This is a genomic window from Paenibacillus liaoningensis (assembly GCF_059609455.1).
Genome location: NZ_JCAALU010000011.1, coordinates 97028 through 122806, shown reverse-complemented (window position 1 = coordinate 122806; position 25779 = coordinate 97028). Strand labels below are relative to the sequence as shown.

General features: G+C 50.0%; 21 protein-coding genes. 13 read left to right on the top strand and 8 right to left on the bottom strand.

Features of this window, described 5'->3' with window-relative positions:
* Positions 1-146 precede the first annotated feature (146 nt).
* The 3 genes from AC6B99_RS17970 to AC6B99_RS17960 form a co-directional block, all read right to left on the bottom strand.
* A complete protein-coding gene (locus tag AC6B99_RS17970; protein ID WP_099517988.1) occupies positions 147-977 on the bottom strand; it encodes a carbohydrate ABC transporter permease in 831 nt (276 codons plus the stop codon).
* Complete coding sequence (locus AC6B99_RS17965; protein ID WP_056036369.1) at positions 977-1846, bottom strand: carbohydrate ABC transporter permease; 870 nt, start codon at positions 1844-1846, stop codon at positions 977-979. The genes AC6B99_RS17970 and AC6B99_RS17965 overlap by 1 nt, the downstream gene beginning before the upstream one ends.
* 75 nt (positions 1847-1921) lie before the next feature.
* Positions 1922-3241 carry an extracellular solute-binding protein gene (locus AC6B99_RS17960; protein ID WP_494880870.1) on the bottom strand — a complete coding sequence of 440 codons (1320 nt, stop codon included), beginning with the start codon at positions 3239-3241 and terminating at the stop codon, positions 1922-1924.
* 220 nt (positions 3242-3461) lie between these two features.
* Here AC6B99_RS17960 and AC6B99_RS17955 point away from each other — a divergent pair, with 220 nt between their 5' ends.
* The 4 genes from AC6B99_RS17955 (at position 3462) to AC6B99_RS17940 (ending at position 8430) form a co-directional block, all read left to right on the top strand.
* Positions 3462-5237, top strand: a complete 1776-nt coding sequence (locus AC6B99_RS17955) for a sensor histidine kinase (protein ID WP_056036373.1) — start codon at positions 3462-3464, stop codon at positions 5235-5237.
* 16 nt (positions 5238-5253) lie between these two features.
* Positions 5254-6762, top strand: coding sequence for a response regulator (locus AC6B99_RS17950; RefSeq protein ID WP_496663910.1), 1509 nt, complete (start codon positions 5254-5256; stop codon positions 6760-6762).
* Between the two features lie 76 nt (positions 6763-6838).
* Entirely contained in the window at positions 6839-7786 is a 948-nt protein-coding gene (locus tag AC6B99_RS17945) for a helix-turn-helix transcriptional regulator (protein ID WP_056036377.1), read from the top strand.
* Between the two features lie 77 nt (positions 7787-7863).
* A complete protein-coding gene (locus AC6B99_RS17940) occupies positions 7864-8430 on the top strand; it encodes a DinB family protein (RefSeq protein ID WP_056037032.1) in 567 nt (188 codons plus the stop codon).
* 3 nt (positions 8431-8433) lie between these two features.
* Here the strand turns inward: AC6B99_RS17940 and AC6B99_RS17935 are convergent, their stop codons facing one another.
* A complete protein-coding gene (locus AC6B99_RS17935) occupies positions 8434-10008 on the bottom strand; it encodes a diguanylate cyclase domain-containing protein (protein WP_496663909.1) in 1575 nt (524 codons plus the stop codon).
* Between the two features lie 216 nt (positions 10009-10224).
* Positions 10225-11070 (bottom strand): glyoxal/methylglyoxal reductase, encoded by an 846-nt coding sequence (pgoN, locus tag AC6B99_RS17930; protein WP_496663908.1) that lies wholly within the window; start codon positions 11068-11070, stop codon positions 10225-10227.
* Between the two features lie 278 nt (positions 11071-11348).
* Between pgoN and rlmN the strand changes: the two genes are divergently transcribed.
* The 6 genes from rlmN to speD all read left to right on the top strand — a co-directional run bounded on the left by rlmN (position 11349) and on the right by speD (position 16597).
* Complete coding sequence (gene rlmN / locus AC6B99_RS17925) at positions 11349-12440, top strand: dual-specificity RNA methyltransferase RlmN (protein ID WP_056036383.1); 1092 nt, start codon at positions 11349-11351, stop codon at positions 12438-12440.
* 173 nt (positions 12441-12613) lie between these two features.
* A complete protein-coding gene (greA, locus tag AC6B99_RS17920; RefSeq protein WP_442952530.1) occupies positions 12614-13099 on the top strand; it encodes a transcription elongation factor GreA in 486 nt (161 codons plus the stop codon).
* Positions 13100-13140: 41 nt separating this feature from the next.
* On the top strand, positions 13141-13416 hold the full coding sequence (locus tag AC6B99_RS17915; protein ID WP_099517995.1) for a hypothetical protein: 276 nt from the start codon (positions 13141-13143) through the stop codon (positions 13414-13416).
* 270 nt (positions 13417-13686) lie between these two features.
* Positions 13687-15237: a GNAT family N-acetyltransferase gene (locus AC6B99_RS17910; RefSeq protein ID WP_494861285.1), complete on the top strand. Its 1551-nt coding sequence runs from the start codon at positions 13687-13689 to the stop codon at positions 15235-15237.
* Between the two features lie 14 nt (positions 15238-15251).
* Positions 15252-16136: a nitrilase-related carbon-nitrogen hydrolase gene (locus AC6B99_RS17905; RefSeq protein WP_494861283.1), complete on the top strand. Its 885-nt coding sequence runs from the start codon at positions 15252-15254 to the stop codon at positions 16134-16136.
* Between the two features lie 2 nt (positions 16137-16138).
* Complete coding sequence (gene speD, locus AC6B99_RS17900) at positions 16139-16597, top strand: adenosylmethionine decarboxylase (RefSeq protein WP_081418838.1); 459 nt, start codon at positions 16139-16141, stop codon at positions 16595-16597.
* Between the two features lie 440 nt (positions 16598-17037).
* Here speD and AC6B99_RS17895 read toward each other — a convergent pair whose 3' ends face one another.
* Positions 17038-19029 (bottom strand): DUF2157 domain-containing protein, encoded by a 1992-nt coding sequence (locus tag AC6B99_RS17895; RefSeq protein WP_496663907.1) that lies wholly within the window; start codon positions 19027-19029, stop codon positions 17038-17040.
* Between the two features lie 176 nt (positions 19030-19205).
* Between AC6B99_RS17895 and AC6B99_RS17890 the strand changes: the two genes are divergently transcribed.
* Together AC6B99_RS17890 and AC6B99_RS17885 are read left to right on the top strand one after the other, a co-directional pair.
* Positions 19206-19784 (top strand): prolipoprotein diacylglyceryl transferase, encoded by a 579-nt coding sequence (locus AC6B99_RS17890; protein ID WP_056036392.1) that lies wholly within the window; start codon positions 19206-19208, stop codon positions 19782-19784.
* 121 nt (positions 19785-19905) lie between these two features.
* Positions 19906-21627: a family 10 glycosylhydrolase gene (locus tag AC6B99_RS17885; protein ID WP_496663906.1), complete on the top strand. Its 1722-nt coding sequence runs from the start codon at positions 19906-19908 to the stop codon at positions 21625-21627.
* Between the two features lie 133 nt (positions 21628-21760).
* On the opposite strand, the gene AC6B99_RS17880 is transcribed toward AC6B99_RS17885, so the two are convergent.
* Positions 21761-22276, bottom strand: coding sequence for a nucleoside 2-deoxyribosyltransferase (locus tag AC6B99_RS17880; protein WP_056036396.1), 516 nt, complete (start codon positions 22274-22276; stop codon positions 21761-21763).
* Between the two features lie 498 nt (positions 22277-22774).
* Between AC6B99_RS17880 and rsgA the strand changes: the two genes are divergently transcribed.
* Entirely contained in the window at positions 22775-23956 is a 1182-nt protein-coding gene (rsgA, locus tag AC6B99_RS17875; protein ID WP_496663973.1) for a ribosome small subunit-dependent GTPase A, read from the top strand.
* A 127-nt stretch (positions 23957-24083) separates the two neighbouring features.
* On the opposite strand, the gene AC6B99_RS17870 is transcribed toward rsgA, so the two are convergent.
* A complete protein-coding gene (locus AC6B99_RS17870; RefSeq protein WP_496663905.1) occupies positions 24084-25622 on the bottom strand; it encodes a hypothetical protein in 1539 nt (512 codons plus the stop codon).
* Between the last annotated feature and the right edge of the window lie 157 nt (positions 25623-25779).

Below are 25779 nucleotides of genomic sequence, written 5' to 3'. Positions count from 1 at the left end.
TCTTCTCTTTTTCTGTTTCTCGCCCCAGACGGTTGTTCGGCTATTGGCAGCTCAAGAGTGGCTCTATTTAAATACAACAGTCCATGTAAAAAACCCCCGCGCAGGAGATGGCAATCCGGCGCAAGGGCTTGGGGAGAGAGGGGCGATCAACCTTTGACCGCGCCAGCTGTAAGGCCGCTGACGATGTATTTCTGTGCGAACAGGTAAAGCACAAGCACAGGGAGCGAAGTCATAACGAGATCGGCGAAGATCAGGTTCCAGTCCCGGCTGTATTTGCCGTAAAAATTGTAAACGGATAGCGGCATCGTCCAGTCGGAGCTGTCGGTGAGGAAATAAAGCGGAATCGTAATATCATTCCATACCGACATAAACACCATAATCGCCACAGTCGCGTTCACGGGAACGATGAGCGGTGTAATAATGCGGAAGAATACAGCAAGCATGCTCGCGCCTTCAAGGAATGCTACTTCATCGAGAGCTCTCGGTATCGATTTGATAAAGCCGCTATACAGGAACACGCTGAACGCGACGTTCAAAGCGGCGTAAATGAAAATAACACTCGTAATGCTGCCATAGAAGCCCAGCCATTGTACGACACGAATCGTCGTGATAATCGACATCGGAGCAATAAGTCCCATAAAGAAAAACATATACAGGAAGCTCGACAGCTTTGATTCTCTTCGCACCAGAATGAAAGCAGCGGCTGAAGAGGTAATAATGTTGACGATGGAAGATACGCCAGTAATCAGCAGGCCATTCAGGAAGGCACGGCCGAGGCCGCCTTCTTTAAAAACCTGCGTATAGTTGGAGAACATCCACTTGTCCGGAAGCGCGAGCTTAAAGCGCAGCACCTCGGAGCTGGTCATGAAGGAACCGAAAATCATCATGAGCAACGGCACAATAATGATCAGGGAAGCGATCAGCAGAAAAATTTCGACAATATAGTTGCGAAGCGCAAGTTTGCGTGTGTAGCTCATTATTCAGCAACCTCCTTACGACGCATGAAGATCAGCAGTGGAATGGAAATAACGGTAACCGCCGCGAACAGCAGCGTATTGATCGCTGTACCCATGCCCCAGTTGCCTTCTCCGAAGGCGCGGAGAATAATCGTTCCGACAACCTGGGAAGCGTTCCCCGGTCCGCCGCCTGTAAGGACGAATACTTCGGAAAATACCTTCAAGCCGCCAATGAGCGTCAGCATGAGATTGATATTGATAGCGGGCAGCAATAACGGGAGCGTAATTTTGCTGAACGTGCTCCACACGCCTGCTCCGTCAATCGTCGCTGCTTCATAATATTCTTTGGAAATAGACTGGAGTCCGGCCAAATAAATCGCCATCTGGAAGCCGGTATGCTGCCAGATCGACACCAGGGCAACGGTCCAGATTACAATGGATGGATTGGTCAGCCACGATTGGCCAAAGACACCTAGGCCGATGGCTTCCAGAAATTTATTGATGGTGCCATCTGTACGCAGCATTGGCGTGAACACAATACTGATAACGAGAACGCTCAAAATCGACGGCGAATAAAAAATCGCGCGCAGCAGATTTTTGGATTTCAGTCGCATGTTGAGGCCAATGGCTAAGGCGATACCAAGCACATTTTTTCCGATAACCGTAACAATCGCGAAAATAAAAGTATTTTTCAGGGCTAAAATAAGCGTCTTGTCGGAAAAAATCTGTTTGAAATTGTCCCAACCGATAAATTTAAGCGTTTCGCGGTCAAGCCGCCAGTCCGTAAAGGAGTAAAACAAGCCGATGAGGGCAGGCAATACGAAAAATACACAATAAACGAGCAGGGCCGGCCATATTAGATAATAAGGATACAAGCTTTTTGTCTTCATCTGTAATCACGCTCCATAACAGCTTGGGGCAGAATAAAGCCCTGAAGGACTTTATTCTGCCTAGTGTTCTATCAATTAAAATCCGGCAACGCCTTTATCTTTCATCAATTGTGCAAACTTGTCGTTCCAAGCAGACAATACTTCTTCCGGTGTTTTGGCACCAGCAAACTGATCCTGCAGGTTTCTGTACAGCTCACTGCGGTCTACCAGCATATGCGCATCTGTAGTCAGAACGGTTTTCTTCGGTGTAATGTAGTTATCTACGATTTCCTGCTTGTAGTCAGGCAGCTTAGGAGTCGTCACATCGTTGAAGTTGGAAACATAGCCCTGTGAATCAACAATTTTTTGTGCCTGCTCTTTGGAAGCGATGAACTCAAGGAATTTTTTAGCTTCAGCCATATGCTTCGCTTTTTTAGGAATGAACAGCTGTCCACCAAGCGGGCTTGCGCCAAGGCTTGCATCTTTGGAAGAAGGAATCGCGAACAGTCCAAGGTGGATGCTAGGATCTTTTTCCGCTACGTTCTCGATCAGCCAGTCGCCCATGAACATCATAGCCACTTCTTTGTCCAGAAATTTACCAACGGCCATATCGTAGCTGTCGCTCAAAATATCAGGATTCGTGTAGCCTTTTTTGAATACTTGGTACTGCTGGTCCAGCAAAGTTGCGAACTCAGGGATGTCTGTCCATTTTTTCTTATTGCTGTTCAGATCATCGAACAACGTTGGGTCATTTTTCGCTGCATAATCTGCGAATGCGGCTGCTGGCCAGATGTTGGCTGCCCAATTATCCTTGAACGGCATGAATACCGGTGTTACGCCGCTTGCTTTAATCGCTTCGCATACCGCAAGGAATTCCTCGAAGGTTGTCGGAATCGACAGGTTCAGCTCCTTGAACATATCCTTGTTGTACACAACGCCTTGCATGCCTGTGTCTTGGCTGACATGGAAGCTGTATACATGATCATTAGCGGACAGCACATCTTTGTTCAACAGACGGCCAACCCATGGCTCGCTATCCAAAATTTCAAAGTTGCGCTCCAAGTTCAGGTCGGTTACGGCGCTTGCCAGGTTGTACTGGATAATATCTGGAGTTTCATCAACCGCCAGCTTCGTTTGCAGCACGGTTGCTGTCTGCTCAGCTGGAAGCAGTTGAAGATTAACTTTAATGTTTGTCTCTTTTTCAAAAGCATCAAGAAGGTCTTGCGCTACAAAAGCGGAGTCCTGCGAGCTCTTGGAGATGGCTAGCTCCAGCGTTACTTTACCGCCGCTGCTGCCGCTTCCTCCGTTGGTTGCTGTACCTGCTGGGCTATTGCTGTTTGATCCGCATGCCGCCAGTGACAAAGCCAGTAAGCTTGCGATGACGCCCGTTGCAGCTTTTTTCATCTTGTGATTCATTTTTATATCCCCCCGTATTGAAATGTATGTGAATCATTCTGAATGCGGTTACAGGTTCGATTATAGACTTTAGAGCCAGATAGGTACATGTTTGGCATTTACCTTTCATGTGTAATATTCTGAACCGTCCACTCTGAGCCATTCACCGCTTGTCCGTCGATATCTGCAAATGGTACAGTAGGAGCATTAAAAGGTTCAAGGAGGAATAGGGCTGGCTATCATGAATCGCAAGTTCGGTAAAAACCAATTCCAGGCGAGTCTACAGACCAAGTTTTTTCTAACGTTCGTTGTGCTGCTGCTTATCGTGCTTGGCAGCTTTCTGGTCTATGTCAACCTCGTCGTTATACAACCGCTTAAAGAGAAGACCGAAAATGAAAAGCTGATGTCAGCAGAGAAGGTCAGCGATCAGCTCGATATTTATATCGATAGCCAAAATCAGCTATCCCAACGTATTTTGTCCAATAAAGATGTTTATATTTTGCTGGCCGATGACGCCGCTTCCCAAACGTTTGAAGGATTGTCCCGCAGCCGCAAGCTGAAGGATATTATGTTTCAGGCGATTGGGCCAAGCTTGAACATTCAGGATATGATTATTTACAACCTCGAAGGCTCTGCATTGGTCTCCTATATAGGCTACGACCGAACGCCGCCTTCTTTAAAGCCGCTGCTGGCAGACAGCGAAACTTCAGCGATTTGGAGCAGAAGCGGCTATTTGCTCAATCGGGAGGAGGCAGGAAAAGTCTCGTTTATTCGCCCGATTATCAATCAAAATGGTGAAATTTTCGGCTATTTGTCGATCCAGCTGGATCAAGCTTATTTGCAAATGCCGGCGGAGGGGCTGGCAGACAGCGAGGTATTTGTTTTGGCGCAGGACGGTCAGCTCATCTCAAGCTCGCAAAATGCAGAGGTCGACAAACTGCTGTCTACGCTGGAGCCGCGGTCGGGAGCAAGCGGCATGTATATGGATCATCAACAAAACTACATTACGTATTACAAATCCAGCAGCTCCGATTGGACGACCTATATTGTCACTCCAAAACAAGCGGTGCTCGGCCCCGTCAGCTCGATCAGCAACATTTCCATCCTGCTCATTACTTCGCTGATGCTGTTTTCCTTTTTTTACATTTATTTTTCCGCCAAAAATTTATTGCTGCCGATTCGCAAGCTGCGCAATCAAATTTTGCGTGTCAATTACAGCAATATGAATGTGAAGGTGGACAGCCGCTCGCATAATAATGAGCTGATTTTGCTCAATGAGTCGTTTCAGGAGCTGCTGGAGCGGCTGCAGCAATCGATTGAGCGCGAGAAGCTGGCGCTGCATGAGGAAATTAAAGCGCGCAATTCCGCGCTGCAAGCGCAAATCGCGCCTCATTTTATCCATAATGTGCTGTATTTGATTAGTATTGCTGCCCAGGAGGGCAAGGATCAGGTCGTTCAGGATATGTGCAAGCAGCTGTCGGACAGCCTGCGTTATGTTGTATCCTCTCCCTATCAGCATGTATCGCTGTCGGACGAGCTGGCATATACGCGCAATTATTTATCGCTCGTCCAGCAGAAATACGAGGATGATTTGGAGTGGGACATTGAAGCTGATGATGATTTGACGGGCTTGATCCAGCTTCCGCGGCTCGTCATTCAGCCGTTTGTTGAAAACTGCATTGAGCATGCATTCGAAAATACAGACCCGCCTTGGCGAATATCGATTCGCTTCAAGCTGTATAACGGATTGTGGGCGATTGAGATTAGCGATAATGGCGAAGGGCTCGCCGACGATAAAATCAAAGAAATACTCGGGAACATTGATGATTCCGATTCGGGAGCGCTTGAGCTGAAAATGAACAGCACGGGCATTGGCAATATGGGTATGGTGAATACGGTCAATCGGCTCAAGCTGATGTACAAAAACCGCCTTTTTTTCAATGTTTACAACAATGCAGAAACGGGCAAAGGCGCAACGATTCAAATTATTGCATCACTGACGAAGGATTTTTACTGATGAGGAGGGATAAGCGATGTACCAGGCTTTAATTGCAGAAGACAGCAAGCCGATCCTTCGCAATATTAAAGCGCTGCTGCAAGCAACCGAGCTGCCCATTCATATTGCCGCAACAGCGGCGAATGGCGAGGAAGCGCTGGCAGCTATGCGGCAGCATCGCATCGACATATTGCTTACGGACATTCGGATGCCGAAAATGGATGGGCTGGCGCTTATCGAGCAGGCGAAGCTGCTTCATCCGCAGCTCAAGGTTGTGCTGATCAGCGGCTACAACGATTTTGAATATACGCGCAAAGCGCTGAATTTGCAGGTGTTCGACTACTTGCTCAAGCCTGTTGAGCGCCATCAGCTGCAAGAGGTTATGGAGCGGATCATTGTCCAACTGAAAGAGCAGCAATCGGGGGAGGCCGGGAGCTTCAAAGATATCGTTGATCCCGATTTTCATGCAGAGCTTAGGCTGGGTCCGGAATTTCGGGAACAGACGAAAGCGCCTTTTCTCATCCATAAGCAGCCCTTCTCGCCGAATAAGGAGCAATGGAAGCTGAGCGTGCTGCAAGCCGGCTTGACGGAGGTTTTTGCTCCGCATGACTGTTGGGTTTTTCCAACGCAGCAGCCCTATCAGTTTTTTGTCCTCGTTAATCTTTCGGTAAAGGATAAATACCCTTCCGCTTATGAATGCATGGAGGCGGCGCGCAGCGGCTTGCTGAAGGAAGGCTTATATGCCTCGCTATGCGGCCAGCTGCAAGCAATCCCAGACGGCCGCTTGGCGGAGTTTTATCAGCAAATGTCGCGGCTTATGAAGGAACAGCTATCTATCACGGGCCCGCTGCTGCTGGATAAAGGCTATTCGGCGCTGCCGCTTGGCGCTGATTCTGCGATGACGGAGCTGCTCTCGAACAGCTTCGTGGACATGATTCGCCAGCGCCAGAAGGAGCGCTTCGCCTTAAAGCTGGCAGAGCAGCTGCAAAAGTGGCAGAGCAGCAACGTTCGGCTGGCTGAGCTGGAGCGCTTTCTGGTGCTGCTGACCGAGGCTTTCGGCAGCTCCCTCTCTGAGCAGGACCCGTGGAATAGGCTCAAGCTGACGGAACAGGCGAATAAGCTGCTGGAGTTGGACAGCTTTGCACACTTTACCGAGCAACTGCTGCTCTGGACCGAGCAATGCTTTGAGCTGCTGCAAAATCAAAATCGCAAAAGCGGCTCCGAGCTGTTTCAGCAAATTGACGAGTACGTGCAGATGAACATGTATTCGCATGTGTCCATTGCCGATCTTGCGCAGCGATTTCATGTCAGTCCCTCCTATATCAGCCGAATTATGAAGAAATATGCGGAGAAAACCTTCGTCCACTACTACTTGAATTTGAAAATCAAGGAGGCGTCCCGGCTGCTGGAAACGAAGCCGGAGATGAAAATTAAAGAGCTGTCCGATGTGCTATCGTTCAGCGACCAGCACTATTTTTCCAAAGTGTTCAAGGAATATGCAGGATGCAGCCCGACGGAGTATAAGGAGCAGCTCAAGAGCTTGTAAACCGTTTCGTCTAATATGAAAATAGGAGGATCTGCGATGAGGACTAGCGATGCTATAGCGGTTAAAATGGCTCTTTATGAATAAAACAGAGCGATTGTTAGCGATTTTACTGGAGCTCCAGCGTAAAGGCATGATGCGCGCCGAGGATTTGGCTGCGGTATTTGAGACGAGCGTTCGCACGATTTATCGAGATATGCAGGCGCTCAGTGAATCCGGTGTCCCGATTATCGGAGAGCCGGGTGTCGGCTATTCGCTCATGGAGGGTTATTTTCTGCCGCCTATTAGCTTTACCGTGGAGGAAGCCGTGACCTTATTGATTGGTACGGTTTTTGTCGAGCAGCAGTTCGATGAGGGATATACGTCGAAGGCGAGAGTCGCTCGCGGGAAGATCGAGGCTATATTGCCGGAGCGTGTCCGTGAGGAAGCGGACCGCACCAGTGCAGCCATCAAGCTGCTGGCACCCTATGATCCGCTTGCGGGCGGATTGGATAAACAGAAAATCAATCTTTTGCGCACCGCAATACTAGAACAGCGTAAAATACGTCTCCATTATAAGAAAATATATGCTGATGAGGACGGAACCCGGCATAGCACTCGGACAGTCTCGCCATATGGACTCGTGCTTTCGCAGGGCAATTGGCTGCTGCTGGCCCATTGCGAGCTAAGGGCATCGCTGCGCCATTTCCGCTTGTCGCGCATGGAGCAGCTTGCTTTGCTGGATGAGCGCTTCAGACGGCCACAGGACTTTGATCTGCATGCTTATGTACCCGAAAATGACCGCAAGCTGCCTGTGCGTATACGGGTAAATCCCTCTATAGCGGATAAAGTGAAGGAACAAAATAACTTTTATATGGAATCATTTGAGGAGAACGAGGACGGCTTGTACGTGAATTTTCTTGTTCGTGTGCAGGAGGAGCTGCTGCATTGGATACTTGGCTGGGGTTCAGGCGTCGTTGTGCTGGAGCCGGAATCACTGCGCCATCAGGTTCGGGAGGAAGCTGCTAAAATCTTGGAAAGCTACTGAAAAAGCTACTGACATACTGATGTCAGTAGCTTTTTCTTATACTGGGGCTATCTTACTTAAAGGGGCTGTGCAAATTGATAAATACGCTGCAATCTTTGAAGCAATTTGAACCATTGAAGGAGCAATATGAACGGGAGCTGGACTTGTTCACGCTCGAACAGCTGCAGAAAAAGCCGGCTGAAGCTGAATGGTCGATCGGTCAAGTTTATGTCCATCTAATCAACAGTGCGCTATACATGCAGCTTAGTTCTGCTGAGCAATGCTTGAGCGGGGAGTCGCCAGCTTCCGATAGCCCTGGTGATTCAACTAGTGAAATGAAGGAAATAAAGGAAATGAAGGAAAGGAAAAACGCCATTTATGCCGAAGGCAGCTTGCCGCCAATTCGCGTTCACGTTGATCCTTTTCCGGGATATACACCCATTCAGCCTAGCAGCAAAGAAGAGCTGATCCAAGGAATGGCAGAGGTGCTTCACCGCATGAAGGAGCTGGAGCCAGCGGTTGCACAGGCACCTGAGCATCAGACGGTTCCGCATCCGGGTTTTGGCGAGATGAACGCTAAGGAATGGTTCTTGCTCGTAGAAATGCATTTCCGCCATCATCTGCGCCAGCTGGAGCGCTTGAAGCCCTTCGTTGCTTCGATTTAACAGCTAAAGAGTCGACTGCGACTGCGGGAGCTGGTCCATATTGTGCTTCCGCAGCTTGCGTTCGCGCTTAAGCTTGTACATTGCTTTATCTGCACGGTTCAGCAAGGAATCCCCATCTAGTCCGTCCTGCGGATAAATACTGATCCCCATACTGAGCTTCGCGAACAACTGCTCATTGCCATAGCTCAGCGCTCGGCTTGCAAAACGTTCCTCTATTTCAGGAATAATCTCGTGGACGCAATCGGTGGCAGGGAGCGGGCTGATAAATAGGACGAATTCGTCGCCTCCCAGCCTAGCTGCCATGCCTTGACCACCGACACTTTCTTTAATGAGCCCAGCCGTATGCCGCAGCAAAGCATCGCCTGCATCATGCCCGAAGCGGTCATTCGTTTCTTTAAATTCATCCAGGTCAATCAGCACGACAGCGAGCTGATGCTCCTTCCGCGCAGCTTCCGCAATAGCTGCCGCCAGCCTTTCATAGAAGAAGCGGCGGTTTGGCAATTCGGTCAGCGCATCATGGTAGGCGAGAAAGGCAATCTGCTCCTGATGCTCCTTGATCAGCGTAATATTGCGGAAAATAAGAATGACATGCGGTTCATTATCTACCGTTATATAATCCCCATCAATCAGCACCGTGAGTTCTCTTTCTCCATTATGAATTTTCGTCTCCAGCTCTTTAATTTCCAGCTGGCTTCTGAGCCGTTTTTTCAGCTCGGCACTAGCTAGCGCATCCAGTCCAGTATGCTCCAGCTGCAAATGGTCAAACAGCTGCTTTGCACTTGGATTGGCTTCCTTAATGTTACCGGAGCTCTCAACGAGCAAAATCGCGGCTGGATTTAAATTGAATAGTCGCTCATATCGCTGTTTATTGCAATTGAGAAACTCAAACCTCTGCATAGCGAGTCGCAGCATAAAGCACCAGACAAGACCGCCGTATAAATAAGAGTAAGGGGGCAGTGTATTTTCGAATTGGAAATAGCCAAAGAAACCAACCCAAAGCATCGTAATAATGGTGCCGGCAATCATAAGCCGATAAATAGGCTCCCGTTCGTGATCCTGAGAAGCTCTAACCCGGGCTTGACCAAGCAATAGAAAAACAAGATAGACAATGGCAATCAAAATGCTGCCCGTCATGGCGGCGAAATAAGGGAAATTGTATACGGGATATTTCCAAATGCCAACTTGAACGAACTCTTGGGAGGAAATGTATTTTTGGCTACTAAAAATGTTGAAGGGAATAATCAGCAGTGGGATGTAGAAAATATAGGGATAAATCCAACGCGGAAGCCGCTTGTCCATGCCGGAAAATTTGGAGATGAAATGTACGCCAATTCCAGGTATGGCGATGCCAACGTTAGAAAACCACAACGCTGTAAGAGCTGGGCTGTATTCAATGGGAAGCAGAAACCGAACATACTCCTCCATAAACAAAATAAAATAACAAGCGATAATAAGGCTGACGAGCTGATGCTCGATCTTCTTCGGGTTGCGGTACAGCACATCCAGACCCATATAGAAAAATAAAAGCATCGGGAGCAAGTAAGCACCCAGTGAAACTAATACTTCCGACAGACTCAAGGCCTCTCTGCCCCTTCCGGATTCATCTGATCTGCATGCGCTGCAAACATCTAACCTCATTTTAGACAGTTCGTCGCTATTTGTCGATTTGAAATATATTTTCGTTTTCATTGGAAAATAGGGGCAGCAAAAAAGGAGGGGACTATTCCCCTCCTTAATGGCCCAAAGGCAGCTCGCACCGCCTCGCGCGGTCATCTATACCATTTTTTAAGTAGATTAGAAATGGAAGTTGTCTGGATCTGAACCTACGCGCACATTTTGATTCAAGCCGTCGATTTGTGCCATTTCTTCTGCGGAAAGCTCGAAGTCGAAGATGGCGGCATTTTCGATAATCCGATTTTCTTTAATCGATTTAGGGATGGTGATGATGCCATTTTGCAAATCCCAACGCAAAATGACTTGAGCCGTCGATTTGCCATGCTTGTCCGCAATGGCTTTCAGCACAGGCTCATCGAGCAATTTTCCCTGCATGAGCGGTGACCAAGCTTCAATAACGATACCGTGCTCGCTTGCGAAGCTTCTGATCTCTTGCTGCGTCAGGCGGGGGTGAAGCTCAATCTGATTGACCATCGGCACAATTTCTGCGCCATCCAGCACATCTTGCAGATGATGGACATGGAAGTTGCTGACACCGATTGCTTTCACGCGGCCTTCTTTATACAAGGTTTCAAGCGCACGCCAAGCTTCCTTATATTTGCCCGGCTTAGGCCAGTGGATTAAATAAAGGTCCAAATACGCTAGTCCAAGCTTTGCAAGGCTAGTCTCATATGCGGCAATTGCCGTCTCATAGCCAAGATCGGAATTCCATACTTTGGAAGTAATGAATAGTTCCTCACGGGCAACCCCGTACTGTTCCATCGCTTCTTTGATTGCTTGGCCCACGCCTTCCTCGTTCTGATATACGGCTGCGGTATCGATGCTGCGGTAGCCATTTTTAATCGCTGCTTTCACCGAGCTGACGACTTCCTCGCCGTCTTCTACTTTAAATACGCCAAGTCCGAACCAAGGCATTTTGACGCCGTTATGAAGCGTGACCGTATCCTGCAAATGTTGTGCTGTCATGAATGAACTCTCCTCCTGAAAAATAAAATGTATACTTGAGCCGCAATGTCATTTGCAGCGTTTAGCTCGTTGCTGGCTGACAACTGTAATTATGCACCCTTACACCCGAAATAAACAGTACGTACTTTAAAGTACCCATATTACTATAAAGTAATCTTTACCTACGGCCGCCACGGAGCCATTTTCTCCATGCCCCTTGTGTTCGGGTAGTATTTTTGGGACAATAATGATAAAGAAGAACGGATCGGTCGTTCAATGCAGTGGAAAGAGGAACAATCATGATGAAACCATCCATTTATGGATTAACCTTTGAGCAGCTAACCGCCTGGCTGCTGGAGTTTGGACATAAAAAATTCCGCACGACGCAGGTGTGGGAATATTTGTACCGGAAACGGGTCACGTCATTCGAGGAAATGACGGACGTAAATCCGGAATGCTTGAAGGTGCTCGAAGAGCATTTTGCAATCCAGACGCTGGCAGAGCACACGCTTCAGGAGTCGGCTGATGGAACGCGCAAATTTCTGTTCAAGCTTAGCGACGGCAATCTGATTGAGACGGTGCTGATGCGGCATAAGTTTGGCTTATCCGTCTGTGTGACGACGCAGGTAGGCTGCAACATCGGCTGCAGCTTCTGTGCGAGCGGACTGCTGGCGAAGAGCCGCGACCTGACGAGCGGAGAAATCGTTGAGCAGGTGATGAAGGCGCAGCTGTATCTGGATAAGGAGCAGCAGGGCGACCGCGTCAGCCATCTGGTCGTAATGGGCATTGGCGAACCGTTCGACAACTATACGAATTTGGTCGATTTTCTGCAAGTGATCAAGGATCATAAGGGGCTGGCGATTGGCCCGCGGCATATTACCGTGTCGACAAGCGGTTTGACGAAGAAGATTATGGATTTCGCCGACAACGATCTTGGCGTTAATCTGGCGATTTCGCTGCATGCGCCGAATAATGAGCTGCGCACGCGCATTATGAAGATCAATCGCGCATTGCCGATTGAGAAGCTGATGGAAGCGATCGATTATTATTTGGCGAAGACGAAGCGGAGAATTACGCTCGAATATATTTTGCTCAAGGATATGAATGATCAGGTGGAGCATGCGCTTGAGCTAGTAGAGCTTGTTGCGGATAGAGGGTCGCTCGTGAATGTGAACCTCATTCCTTATAATCCGGTCGATGAGCACAGCCAATATCAGCGCAGCGAGCCGGAGTCGATCCGGGCGTTCTATGATACGATTAAGAAAAATGGCCTTAGCTGCAGCGTGCGTCTGGAGCATGGCACGGATATTGACGCAGCCTGCGGACAGCTTCGCAGCAAGCAGATCAAGGCGTCCAAGGATCAAGTGCCGCAGGAAAGCGCGGCGAGATAGAGCATAGCAGGCATATAGGCATATAACAGCAAGGCATACGGGCATTTCCGACTGCTTTTTTACAGGCGGCAGGAAGTGCTTTTTTTGTGAACCAGCGATAAATGAAAGGCAGTCTTCGCAACTTGACGCAAATTAGGTTAGAATGAACAATAGAATGCTGGACAGGAGCTGTTATGATGTCGAAAGATAGAGAAGAAATTATATTAACGCAAGAGGGGCTTGCCCAGTTGGAAGCGGAGCTTGACGATCTCAAATATGTGAAGCGCAAGGAGCTCGCAGCCCGGATCAAGCTGGCCATCAGCTACGGCGATTTGAAGGAAAACAGCGAATACCATTCAGCTAAAAACGACCAGTCTTTCATGGAAACCCGAATTATTATTTTGGAAAAAATGCTCAAGAAGGCCCGCGTCATTGATGTGGAAGCATTGGATACGAGCCGGGTCAACATTGGCTTCACCGTGATTTTGAACGATGTGGAGTTCGCGGAAAAGCTGGAATACAAAATCGTCGGCACAGAAGAGGCTGACGTTGCAAGCAATAAAATATCCTACGAAAGCCCGCTCGGCAAAGAGCTGATGGGCAAAGAAGTAGGCAGCATTATTAGCGTGAACGCGCCAATGGGCATCATTAAATACGAGCTGCTCGAAATTAAGGCGTAACGCACCAACTTATTCGTGGTCAAATAGAGGAGAAATGGACAATGGCTAGAAAAAAAATCGTTCATACGACGGTAGAAGACAAGCTGAATCATAAACTAACGGTGCTGCTCAAGGAATGGGCGGGACAAAGCGGCTTTTTTGGCTACAAGGATATGGATTTCGAGCAGGTGCTGGCTTTGGTGAACACAGCAGGCTGGAAGACGGAGCTGGATCATTCCGATCCGGCGGTGCGTTCCGTACGCATGGTCAAAGAGGATACAGTCAGAAAAGCGAAGTTTATTGTGGATGACAAGGGTCGCGTTATTAAAATCGACTAAGGCGCAAAGCGGCCGGACTGGAATCGACTGCCTAGCCTTCCCTTACAACATACCGAGTTGCTGTGGCGAAAGCCCGGCGCGCAGAAAGCGTACCCTTGTGGGGAAAGCAGCCTGTGCGTCGGGCTTTTTCCTATTTCACAGCCGATATTGAATCCAAGCTCCATATTTTCGAAAAAAACGGCAATGCTAATGTTACGAAGTTTACAAAGCATTTACCGTACTCTAATACAGCTATAAACTTTCAAACGTATACTAAGGACAAATAATGAAATGAGGCGTTCTATGACAGCCGATCCGATTGCTCAATTTGAGAAGAAGATGATCATCCGCAATATAGAAACGGCAGATATCGACCAGATTATTGCTCTGCAGCTCATTTGCTTTCCTAATATGGCCCCATGGAAAAAAGTTCAGCTTGAAAGCCATCTTCGCATTTTTCCAGAAGGGCAAATTTGCGTGGAGCTGGATGGCGAAATTATTGGCTCCTGCTCCAGCCTCATCGTCAACTTTGATGACTATTTGGAGCAGCATACGTATTCGGAAATTACGGATAAAGGCTTTATCCGCAACCATAACGCGCGTGGCGAGAGCTTGTATGGGATGGAGGTTATGGTGCACCCCGAGTACCGGAGGATGAAAATCGGCAGACGGCTGTATGAAGCGCGCAAGCGGCTGGCCGAGAAGCTTAATTTAAAAAGCATTATCGTCGGGGGGCGTATTCCCGGCTATCACAAATACAGCGACAAGCTGACGCCGCGGGAATATGCGGAGGAAGTGCTGCAGCAGAACATTTATGATTCGGTGCTGACGTTCCAAATGATGAACGGCTTTACGCTCAAGCGGATTTTGACGAACTATTTGCCCGATGATGACGATTCGATGAGCTATGCCTCCTTGCTGGAATGGAACAATATCGACTACAAGCCGAGCAGCAGCAAAATCCATTATAAGCTCTCGTTTCCGGTGCGCATTTGCGTCGTGCAATATATGATGAAAAAAATCGACTCCTTCGAGGAGTTTGCGACACAGTGCGAGCATTACGTCGATGTAGCGGCCGATTACAAATCAGATTTTGTCGTGTTTCCTGAAAATGTGACGATGCAGCTGCTCTCTTTCCTCGATGATCGGTCGCCCAGCCTTGCGGTGCGCAAGCTGACGACATTCACAGCGGAATACGTGGAGCTGTTTACGGAGCTTGCCGTTAAATACAATGTAAATATTATCGGCGGCTCGCATTTTGTGGAGCGAAATAATCGCATATACAATGTGGGGCATTTATTCCGCCGCGATGGGACGATCGAGCAGCAGTACAAGCTGCATATTTCGCCAAATGAGCGCAAATGGTGGGGCATTAACGGCGGAGACCGGCTGGAGGTATTCGATACCGACTGCGGCAAAATTTCCATTCAGCTGAGCAGCGATATTGAATATCCCGAGCTGTCGCGCGCAGTGGCGGAAGCCGGTGCGCAGATGATTTTTATCCCTTTCTGTGCGGAGGATCGCCAGACTTTCCTGCGGGTTAAATATTGCGCGCAGGCGCGGGCGATCGAAAATCAGGTGTTTACAGTCACCTCGGGAACGGTCGGCAATTTGACGCATGTGGACAATGTCGATATTCAATATGCGCAGTCTGGTGTATATACGCCAGCTGATTCCTCATTCCCGCGCGACGGCATTGCCGGAGAGTGCAGTGAAAATACAGAGACGATTATCATGGTCGAAGTCGACATGGAAATTTTGCAGCGCTACCGCAAGTCCAAGGATGTGCTGACGTTCCGCGATCGCAGGACGGATATCTATTCCTTGCAAATTCATTCGTAGCATAGGAGGCGCTTATGAGGCCATTTTTGGTTGCAGCTGTGCAATATAGCTTGACGGGCATTACGGCCGAGGAAGCATTTTGGCAAAAAATCACGGCTACCATCCAAGAGGCCGCAGGACGGGGCGCGGATCTTATCGTGTTTCCCGAATACATGACCGCACATTTGCTGGGCTTTACGGAGGAAATGGATCATGAGGCAGCCTGCCGTTACTTAGACAGCTATACCGAGGATTATATGGCCTTGATGCAAAAAAACAGCCGCGAGCAGGGCTTGATGATTTTGGGCGGCACCCATATTTGCAAGGAAGACGGGAAGTTTTACAATAAAGCCTTCCTGTTCTTCCCGGATGGACGGATAGAGACGCAAAGCAAGCTGCATCTCACGCCTGAGGAGCAGACACGCTGGCCGCTGGCGGCAGGGAACAGCCTCAATATTGTGGAAACAAGCTGGGGCAAGCTGGCGATGCTGACCTGCTACGATATCGAGTTTCCCGAGCTGGCTAGGCTTGCTGCCGATCAAGGCGCGGAGCTGCTGTTATGTCCGTCTTATACGGACACCTCCTTCGGCTATTACAGGGTGCGCCTTTGCGCGCAGGCGCGGGCGATTGAAAACCAGCTGTTCGTTGTGCTCAGCGGTATCGTTGGGGAGCTGGGCGAGGATCGTCCGCAGGTCGACCGCGGCTATTGCCAGGCGGGGCTGTTCACGCCCTGCGATGTTCCTTTTGCCGAGGATGGCATATTGGAGACGGGCGAGCTGAATCAGGACATGTTCGTGATGGCCGAGTTGGATTTTTCCATGCTGCGCACAAACCGGGAGCAGGGTATGGTCGCTCCTTTTTATGACCGACGTCCTGACCTTTATAAACACCAAGAAAATAGGCTGCTGAGGGAGTGCTGAAGATGGAATATTCAACGTATGGCCGCCATGTCGCAATGGACGCTTGGGGCATTGCATTCGAGCATTTGAACGCCGCTGATCTTTTGAGTCAGCAGATGGTACAAGCAGCAGAGGCGAGCGGCGCGACGATTTTATCCGTACAAGCGGAGCAGTTCGAGCCGCAGGGGGCGACAGTGCTCGTCATGCTGTCGGAAAGCCATATGTCGATCCATACGTATCCCGAGAAGGGCTTTGCTGCGCTTGACTGCTACACCTGTGGCGATACCGTCGATCCTCATGTTGCGATTCAGGCGATGCTCGTGTTTCTTCAACCAGAGGAAACAGCGGAGGTGAAAATAACGAGGGGCATGGGCGAGCTCGTTATTAATCGTTTCCCGCTTGCGAATCGCGCGGAGTGTGACGCAGCAATTCCAGCTTCGGTCCTTGGGAGCCAGCAAGAGGAAGGGAAAATGAAGCCGTAGCCGAGCGGAGTCGCGGTACCAGTGTGCCACGAATGCGAATCCGAATGCGAATGCGAATCTGAATACGAATCCGAATGATTCTGCCGTATTCCCGCTGCTGGCGGACACCAGAGCCGTTATTTTCGGGAAAATAACGATTTTGGGATTTTCACGGACACCAATGACCTTATTTTGTTGTTTTCCTCTTCTTTATACGCCGTTTCGGTGAAATAACTGATTTGTAGTCCTCTCAAGCAGATTTTGTTCCACTTTTCTTCAAATAGTGGATCTCGTGTCCGATAGAATGAACAAGCGCCGGGTGTTCCGCCCTGTCTCCAGATAACCACGATCGCGTGGCAAATAAAGAAATAGCGCCAAGCCGGCAGGCTTGGCGCTATTTGTAATGCACATAGGCATAGAATTAAACTGCTTGCTGGAATTGCTAGCCGATGCGGCTATGATCAGCCAGCGTTGCTATCACTAGACCGTGCGGCGGAAATAGTGGCGGTGCCAACCGCATCGTTGGCCGGAGCGGCAAGGGCTGTCGCATGGTTATTAGCGCTAGGTATCCGCTCATTGGCAGCTGTCTCATAGCCGATGAAGCCTAGCTGTAGCAGCACGACTATGGCGATGAGCCAAACCCTTTTTCCAATGAAAAATCCGGGTTTATCGCTTCCCTCATAGTGGCCCCCACTCTTCAACAGGCGGCTTGCGAACCAATAGGACAGTCCGAGTGCGACAATGCCAAGCAGCGCAAGCGTGACCGATTTGTTCAGCAGCGTCCACAAATAATCGTAATATTTGATTGTGAGAAAGAGGAGCCAGAAGAAGAAGCTTCCCGCTGTTTCCAGCGTTTGCTCACGCTTGATGAACAGGAATACCGCAGCCGTCAGCAGAATGAAGGCCAACACATTGAACAGGACTACTGAATAAGCAAATACCGGGTCCAGCGATGTCATCCATAAGAGAAAAATATAGCTGAACAACAGGCTGCCCTCCCTCATATGGGCGCGCCGCTCGCCACTCAAACCAGCGAATGAGCTGCCGTATACCACTGCATTTAGCACGGTCAAGGAAATGATAATGATCGAATAAGCATCGTGCATGTTTTGGAATAGCTGATAAAGCACAATCGCAGCGGCAATATTCATCAGCATATAGGTGATCAAATGCTGCATCCGTCCTTGGAGGCGAAGCCAGCTGATGACGGCAATAGCCAAGAAAATGACGCTCAGCGGCGCTTTCCCGATCCAGGCGATGGATACGAGCCCCATGGCGAAGCCAACCGTAAACACCGTGTAGCGAACGACCGCATTTACGCGTGGCAGCAATAACATCGGTACGATGAACAGCAGCGATAAGGCATAAAGGGCATATTGTGTCTTCAGCGGCCCGTTCTCATCCGTTAGCAGCACGACAAGGCCAATAACAGAAATGCTGCCGATGATGATGCCCACAATCGTAATGACTGTTGAGACGATGCTGCCCAGCAGATGGTGGTCAGTGGTCTTTTTTGCTGTAGTATTCACGGACTGCTGAGCAGCTTCCGAAGCAGACTCTTTAACACTCTCTGTCGTTCTCTCGGCAGCAGTGGTTTTATTGCCTAACTTGTTCATATAGCGGAAAAACAGCACATTTGCCGTAAGCAGCACGATAACGAACAAGATGCCTAGCACGAAACGGAAGACGGACTCGGTCTCCAGCGAGAAACGGATGAATTTTGCTACCGTATAAGCGGATGCAGCGAGTGCGGTAAGAGTCAGCATCGTTTTATCAAGCCGTATTCGCATGAAGTAATAGAAGCAGGCCGCAATGACGGCGATATCCAAAACATTCATGAAGAGCGATAGGCCGGCATGGTCAAAGGCGCCAGCGAGGTTGAGCAGCGAAATATGCAGCATTACAAAGCTTGCCAGACGAACGATTTCAGAAGCAAGCCGCTTAGTCTGTGCCAGCAGGAACAGAGCTAGATTGAACGCCACATAAGTGGAATCGGCCAGTAGGGTGTTCATCTCTACATTAGGCGTAAACAAACGATAATCGAATAAAAAATACAGCGTGAAATGCGCCAGTATATAAGTCAGCACATATAGCGGCTTGTATCGCGTTATCCAAGCGAGCAGCAGGCTCGGCAGAGTTGAAATGAGACAAATGACGTAAGGAGGCTGATGCAGATTATATATTTGGTCAGCAAGCGCTGCGGCTGCTCCAAAGGCGATGCAGCCTGCGATGAGGAGGATGCCGCTTAGAAAAGCGGACAAGCCAAGCGGAAGCTTGCTCCGGGAGAAGCCGAAAGACAGCACATAGAAAAATAAAACGAATCCGCCGGAGGTCAGCATTTTGTGAGAGCTGCTGAGTCCGCTCCAATTCGCAGCGAATAAATAGAAAATAGCCGCAAGCAGCAATGCAATGCCCATCAGGAAGCCCATTCTTATCATGTTTATACGCAGCATAGCGTTCACTTGCCTTTCTCTGGAAGTATACGCCTCATTATATTCTCCTATTTGCCAGCGAACTAGTACTCACTTTTTATAGTACCGAATCGCCTAACAGCAGCTCGAAACTATTTTCCTGATTTTGGCGTTTAGATCATAGGAGTAGATGGAATGAGAGAAGGGGTTGGTTTCTAATGGTTCTGAAAATAGTGCAGGCAGCAGCTGTTTGTATTCTGCTGCTCACAGGCTGCTCCGCAGCCGAGAATGCGCCGCAGTCCGATACAGCGGCATCCGCCAACACGGCATCACCTGAAGCTGAAGCGACGCAAGTGCCGGAAGCTGGTTCGGCGCTGGAGCCAGAGTCTTCCGCGGGTTCAAGCCCGAGTGAAACGGCTGATGCATCCGCCAACACGCTCGCCGATTTTGAACCGGGGATGGACATTGATTGGGAAGCGGCTCAATCCGAGCTGAAGGAGCAAGGGATGGCGGAAGCGCTGCACGCGAATTTGGAGGCGCTGCTGAAGCAGGATCAGAAGGCATTTAACAGCACCTTTCTTGATCAGGCGCATGCGGAGCCGTTTCAGTTTTATTTGAGCTATTACCAATATTATTTTACGGGAATCGGAGATGTCACTTACTTTGACTCTGGCAATATCAATGTAGTTGTAAAGGTCAATTTATGGTCGGAGGCAGGTTTCGAAGAGAACAGCGCAATGACCTACACCTTCCAAAAAAACAAAGAAGGCGGCTACAAAATCGCCGTTATCGATTAAGCGGTCTATACCGTCGGCTTGCTTTTTTACCGTAAAACGCAACTTCATCTTAGTAGGAAGCGTCTATATTTTCAGCATATCAGAGGAAAAAATGACTAAAAAATCTGGAGGTTTTAAGGAAATGAGATTCAAACGGGCGCTTCTGCTCCTCTTATTATTTATATTGATGATCCCGGCAGGCGTAGCGCCAGCTTCTGTACAAGCTGCGGCAGCACCGACGATTCAAATTGTGCTGGATGGCGAAGTGGTAAGCAGCGATGTCCCGCCGTATTTGCGGGAGGATTTGAACGTAACGATGGTGCCGCTGCGCGTCATTAGCGAAAGTCTGGGCGCACAGGTGAGATGGTCGCAGGCGGCTAAGCAAGTAACGATTAGTCAGGATGATACGATTATTACGATGGTTTCGGGGCAAAATAGCGCATTCGTGAACGGCAGCGTCATTACGCTCGATGCGACGGTTCAGACCGTGAGCGGCCGTGTCATGGTACCGCTTCGTTTTGTCAGCAATCAGCTGGGCGTTGCTGTGAGATGGGATAATGAAGCCAAGGTCGTTAATTTGTACAAGGATACCGTTAGTCCGGTACCAAGCACGCCAGCGAGCCCGGCCGCAACGCCTGCTCCAACACCCTCGGCTACCGCGAAGCCGAGTCCAACGGCGACTCCGATACCAACTTCTACACCGGCCCCAACTCCTGCTGCTACAACAGAGCCGATGCCGCCGGTAGTCGTACCGACTCCCGCTGCGGGCACCGAGCTAAGAGGAGTTTGGGTATCGACGATCTACAATTTGGACTTTCCTTCAACGGCTTCCTATGGAAAACAGGCTGTGCAAGAGAAGGAATTTAAAGCATTGCTCGATGATGTGCAGGCGATGGGGATGAATGCCGTATTCGTACAGGTTCGTCCATCGGCTGATGCGCTTTACCCATCATCGCTTGTCCCTTGGTCGAAGGTGCTTACGGGCAAGCAAGGAGTAGCGCCTACCTACGATCCGCTGCAATTTATGCTGGATGAGACGCATCGCCGCGGCATGACGTTCCATGCCTGGTTCAATCCATTCCGGGCGAATACGGATACAGATACGAGCAAGCTCGCTTCCAATCATGTAGCGGTGGAGCATCCCGACTGGGTGCTGACCTCCGGCTCGCAGCTGCTCATTAATCCGGGCGTTCCGGCCGCACGCCAGCATGTGATTGATGTCATTATGGAAGTTGTGAACAATTACGATATCGATGGCGTGCATTTGGACGATTATTTTTATCCGTCCAACATTACGCTGAGCGATGATGCCACATTCAAGGCCTATAACAGCAAGAAGCTGGCGACCAAGGCGGAATGGAGACGCAGCAACATTGATGAATTCGTAAGGCAGCTCGACGAGTCGATTCATAGCGTCAGGCCGACGGTTGATTTTGGCATCAGCCCATTCGGTGTATGGCGCAACAAATCGCAGGATGCGAACGGCTCCGATACGAATGCTGGAGTCACTGCCTACGACAGCATGTCGGCTGATGTGCGCAAATGGGTCAAGCAGGGCTGGATCGATTATGTCGCTCCTCAAGTGTATTGGAGCATGTCCCTCTCCGCAGCGCGTTACGATAAAGTGGTAGATTGGTGGGCAGCCCAAGTGGCGAACACGGGTGTCGATCTTTATATCGGCCATGCCGCCTACAAGCTGGGAACGAAAGAAACAGGGTGGCAAACCTCGGAGGAACTGATCAAGCAGCTGAAATACAATACGAAGCATCCTGAGGTGAAGGGCGATATTTATTTCAGTGCCAAAGACCTGCGCAAAAACCCGCTCGGCATAATTGAAGCTTTGAAAAGCTACTACGGGAAGTAAGATCGAACAGCGTCCAAACGCACTTCTATATTTATAAAATAAAGCCAAAACAGCCGCTGCCCCCTTTTTAAGGAAGGGAACAGCGGCTGTTTTTTATTAGCCTCCAAGCAGCAGCGTGCCTGAGCCGTTTGATTTACAAAAGGTCCTGACGTGCCTGCTTCAACGCATCCTCAAGCCCGCCTTCAACAATCGTAAGCGGGACGGACAGCATGAGGTTGGTTGGCAGCTCGAAGTTTTCTACCTGCATGCCATCCTGATACAGTCCGGTTTGCGAATTGATGCCCGGCAGCAGCTTCTCTGCCTGTGTGCGCTTATCGCTGACGAAGCCGTACAGCTTCTTATTCATCGCGTAGCCAAGCCCGCACTCAAATACAGTGCCGGAATCCGGCTCATGCCCGCGAAAAGGGTTCAAGTTGGCGATGATGACATCGGCCTTCTGCACAAGCTTGACGTTGCCAGCGAATATCGCCTGCGCCGTCTCCCATTTTGTCGGTGAAGGCTTAATATCTTTATCCAGTGGGAAAATGCCTTCAAAGCCGTATGCTTCGCACAGCTCCTTCATTTGCTTGCCCAGCTCCACAGCATCGGTGCGGAACACCTCAAAGCCCGCCATGTATACTTTTAGTTTCCCAGTTGTCGTCTCGTCCATTCCCATTCTCCTTCGTGCCTAAGGCACGTTTTTAAGCTTTATTCTACTACGTCTCTAATTAAAGTAGCAATAAAAAGGCAGCTGCCCGGCTTGACTGGCTGGTCATCCAAGTCTATACTGGAACTAATTTGAAGAAGGAGGCTGATGTTATATGAGCACAATGAGCAGAGGATTGGTTGTTATGGCGTCGGTCTCTACGGACTTAAGCTAAGAAGACGGATAGAGCATTAGGCTTATGCTGGGCAAGGCGCAGCAGGGCTGCTTTTGAAGCTTTTTTGTGTCCGCAGGAGACCAGGTTGGTGTCTTGCGGACTTTTTTTCATGCGAAAGGGGCTCTGGCCGCCGAAAGGTGGAGACAGACAGCCCTTTGCGCTTGTGCATACGGATGCTGCTCCCCAGCATCGCTGTGCGAGAAAAAGACCGCAGGATCATGCTGTGGTCTTTTTTTGTTGTACCTAAATAAATAATCATTCGACAAACGGAGGAATACGATTTGACATTGAAACCAGAAAATCAAGAAATCAAGCAACAACCGGATACACAGAAACAAAAAACGCTGCTGCAAGCCTATGGCTGGAATGAGCATTGGGAAGCGGAGCTGCAGCGTGCAAGAGCAGGAGCAGGAGCAGGAGCAGGAGCAGGAGGTGTACCGCTGGTGGCGGCGCGTGTAGTAGCGCAGTTTTCGCATCAGTACCGAATTGTGACGGAGGCAGGCGAGCAGGCGGCCGTTGTCACCGGAAAGTTCGAGTTTGAAGCGGTCAATCGCGGTGATTTTCCAGCGGTAGGCGATTGGGTGCTGGTGCAGCCGCTTCCCGGTGAAGCGAGGGCCGTTATTCATGCGCTGCTGCCTCGCCGCTCAGCGATGGTGCGCAAGGAGGCGGGACAGCGGGTCGATGTGCAGGTGATCAGCGCCAATCTGGATTATGTTTTTATAACGAACGCCTTGAATCAGGATTTTAATTTGCGGAAAATAGAGCGTTACTTGCTCGCTGTCTGGGAAAGCGGGGCGAGGCCGGTTGTGCTGTTGACCAAGGCCGATCTTTGCGATGACCCGGATCATTATGCTGCACTGGTGGAGGGGGTAGCTCCCGGCGTTCCCGTCCATGCCGTGAGTGCTTTTGAAAATCAGGGGCGGGAGGCGCTATCCGAGTACTTGCTCCCCGGGCAGACGATTGCGATAACCGGCTCATCCGGTGTTGGCAAATCAACGCTGCTTAACTGGCTGGCAGATGCAGAGAAGCAGCGCGTCCAGGACATTCGCGAAAGCGACGCCAGAGGACGTCATACGACGACGCACCGCGAAATGTTTGTGACGCCGAGCGGCGCGATTATCGTTGACACGCCAGGTATGCGGGAGCTGCAATTATGGGAGTCGGATGAGGGGATGGATACTACCTTTTCCGATATTGGAGAGCTGGCTGCCAGCTGCCGTTTTCAAGATTGCCGTCATGAGCGGGAGGAGGGCTGTGCGGTCAAGCAGGCGATTGCGGATGGAACGCTGGAGCAGCGCCGCTTCGCCAACTTCAAGAAAATGGAGAAGGAGCTCGCTCATATGGCACGTAAAGAGGAATCGGTGAATAGGCGCACGAAAAAACAGGCCGAGAAGCGCGTATCCGCCAAATCGCGGGTAGGCAGACGAGCGGCTTCGGTCTATGCGGGCGATATAGGCGATGATGAATAAATAACTCAACAGCGACTAGAAATATGCTGAATACAGGCTCTGAAACTGCGAATAACGAAAAACCGTCTGCTCCCGAAATTCCGGAGGCAGGCGGTTTTTCGTGTCCAGCATACGCTGGATCTGCGATTTAAAAATCCCGCTCAGCGTCAAAAATGTCGATCAGCTTGTCCAAATCCACCTTGATGCCGGATTCGGCGAGGTTCAGCTTCGTATTTTTCAACAGATCGTGCAGCACCTCGTAAATTTCCTCGCGCTCAATCGTCTCAATGAAGCCGCTGCGGCTGTCCATTTTATTGAGCGTAGCTGTAAAATCCGTCACGAGCGCCGCCAGAGCAGCGTGTACTTCCGCGGCATTCATGCCGGAGGCGGCTTGTTTTTCCAATGCCCCGAGCTCGCCAAGCATTTTTTTATAGAGATTCATCGCTTTTTTGGCGTTGGTGCTCGTAATATGCTCGCGCCCATCCCAGTCGCGGAACGGATTGGTCAAATTTTCGGCCATCCATTCCGGCTTGCGGGGCTTGGTGACGGATAGATCAAGGCCGCTTGCGGCCGCTTTTTTGTAGCGGGCTTTGATCGTCTTGGCGGCATCAGCCGGAAGGCTGTCCAGCCATAGCATGCTGAGCTGCGGCAGCGTATCTGGCAGCGGAAACTCCTCGCCGGTGAAGCCAAACAAATCATAGGTTGTAAAGGTATGGAGGCCTATTAGCTTGACGATTTTGCCCATGTTGGCAGCGTACCCTGGCGCTCCCCAAATCCGCAGCTCGTGCAAATGAGGAAACTGCCCGGCGAGCTCGGCCAAATCGATGTCCGCCACTCCGCGAATATTCAGTGCCCCTAACTGGCTCAGTCCGTAATGGCTTGTCGCTTGTTTATCCACCATGAGCAGAAGCTCCTTGCCATCATGCTCCGCGTAAATACGCAGCTTCTCGGAAACGGTGCCGACCAAGGAAAGCTGGCTCAGCCCTTTAGGAAGCGTTAGCGATTCTACATCATCAGCCTTTAAAATAAGGCGGTTTAAGCTCGTGCCTGTGAAATCCAGCTCTGTAGCGCGGGGATCGTCCAAGCTCAGCTCAGTTATAAACGGTGTGTCTCGCAAATAGTCGATCAGTTCCGGCTTATACGGGTGCGAGGTATGAATCGCAGTTAAGCAGGGCAGCTTATGCAGCTCCGACCAATCCTCCAGCTGCTCCAGCGCTCCTTGGCGTATCGTGCTTGTTGACAGCTTTGCCGGAAATCCGGCAATGTCCACCTGTTCGTCGGAGCCCACTGCTGCTTTAAAACGGGCGCGAAGCTCAGCTGGAATCGCCTCCCACTGGAGCTGGCGATATAAGCTGCCTCCCGTCCTCCAGCTGGCATAGCTATTGCATTCCGCTTCAATAAGCGGAGGAATATTGCCGACCAAGCGATAATGCTTGGGCACATTGGCGTCCACAAAGCTGTAATCCCAGCGGTCGTTCCAAAAATAATAATTGCATACGAGTGGCTTTATATGCTGAAGCTCGTCCTCAGTCGGCAGCTGGTCGCTGTGCCAATCCAGTTCCAGGACGGCGGCCAAAACTTTGTGACGGCTCGAAGCTTGCTCTTTTATCCTAATAACCTGACAGGCGGCATATTGCTGAAGCCGCTCTTCATATACAACATAAATATCTCCAATCTTGGCGATCATCTTATCATCCTTTCGGTACGAAGCACAGCTATAAGAAAATTATACCAAAAAGGATAGGAGCAGCCGTCCGCCGGAGGGGCTGTTCTTGGGCAGGGCGGTTAGGGCTGTGGGCTTAAATCCAGCTCATACAGCGGTCATATGGTCATTATGCCACAGC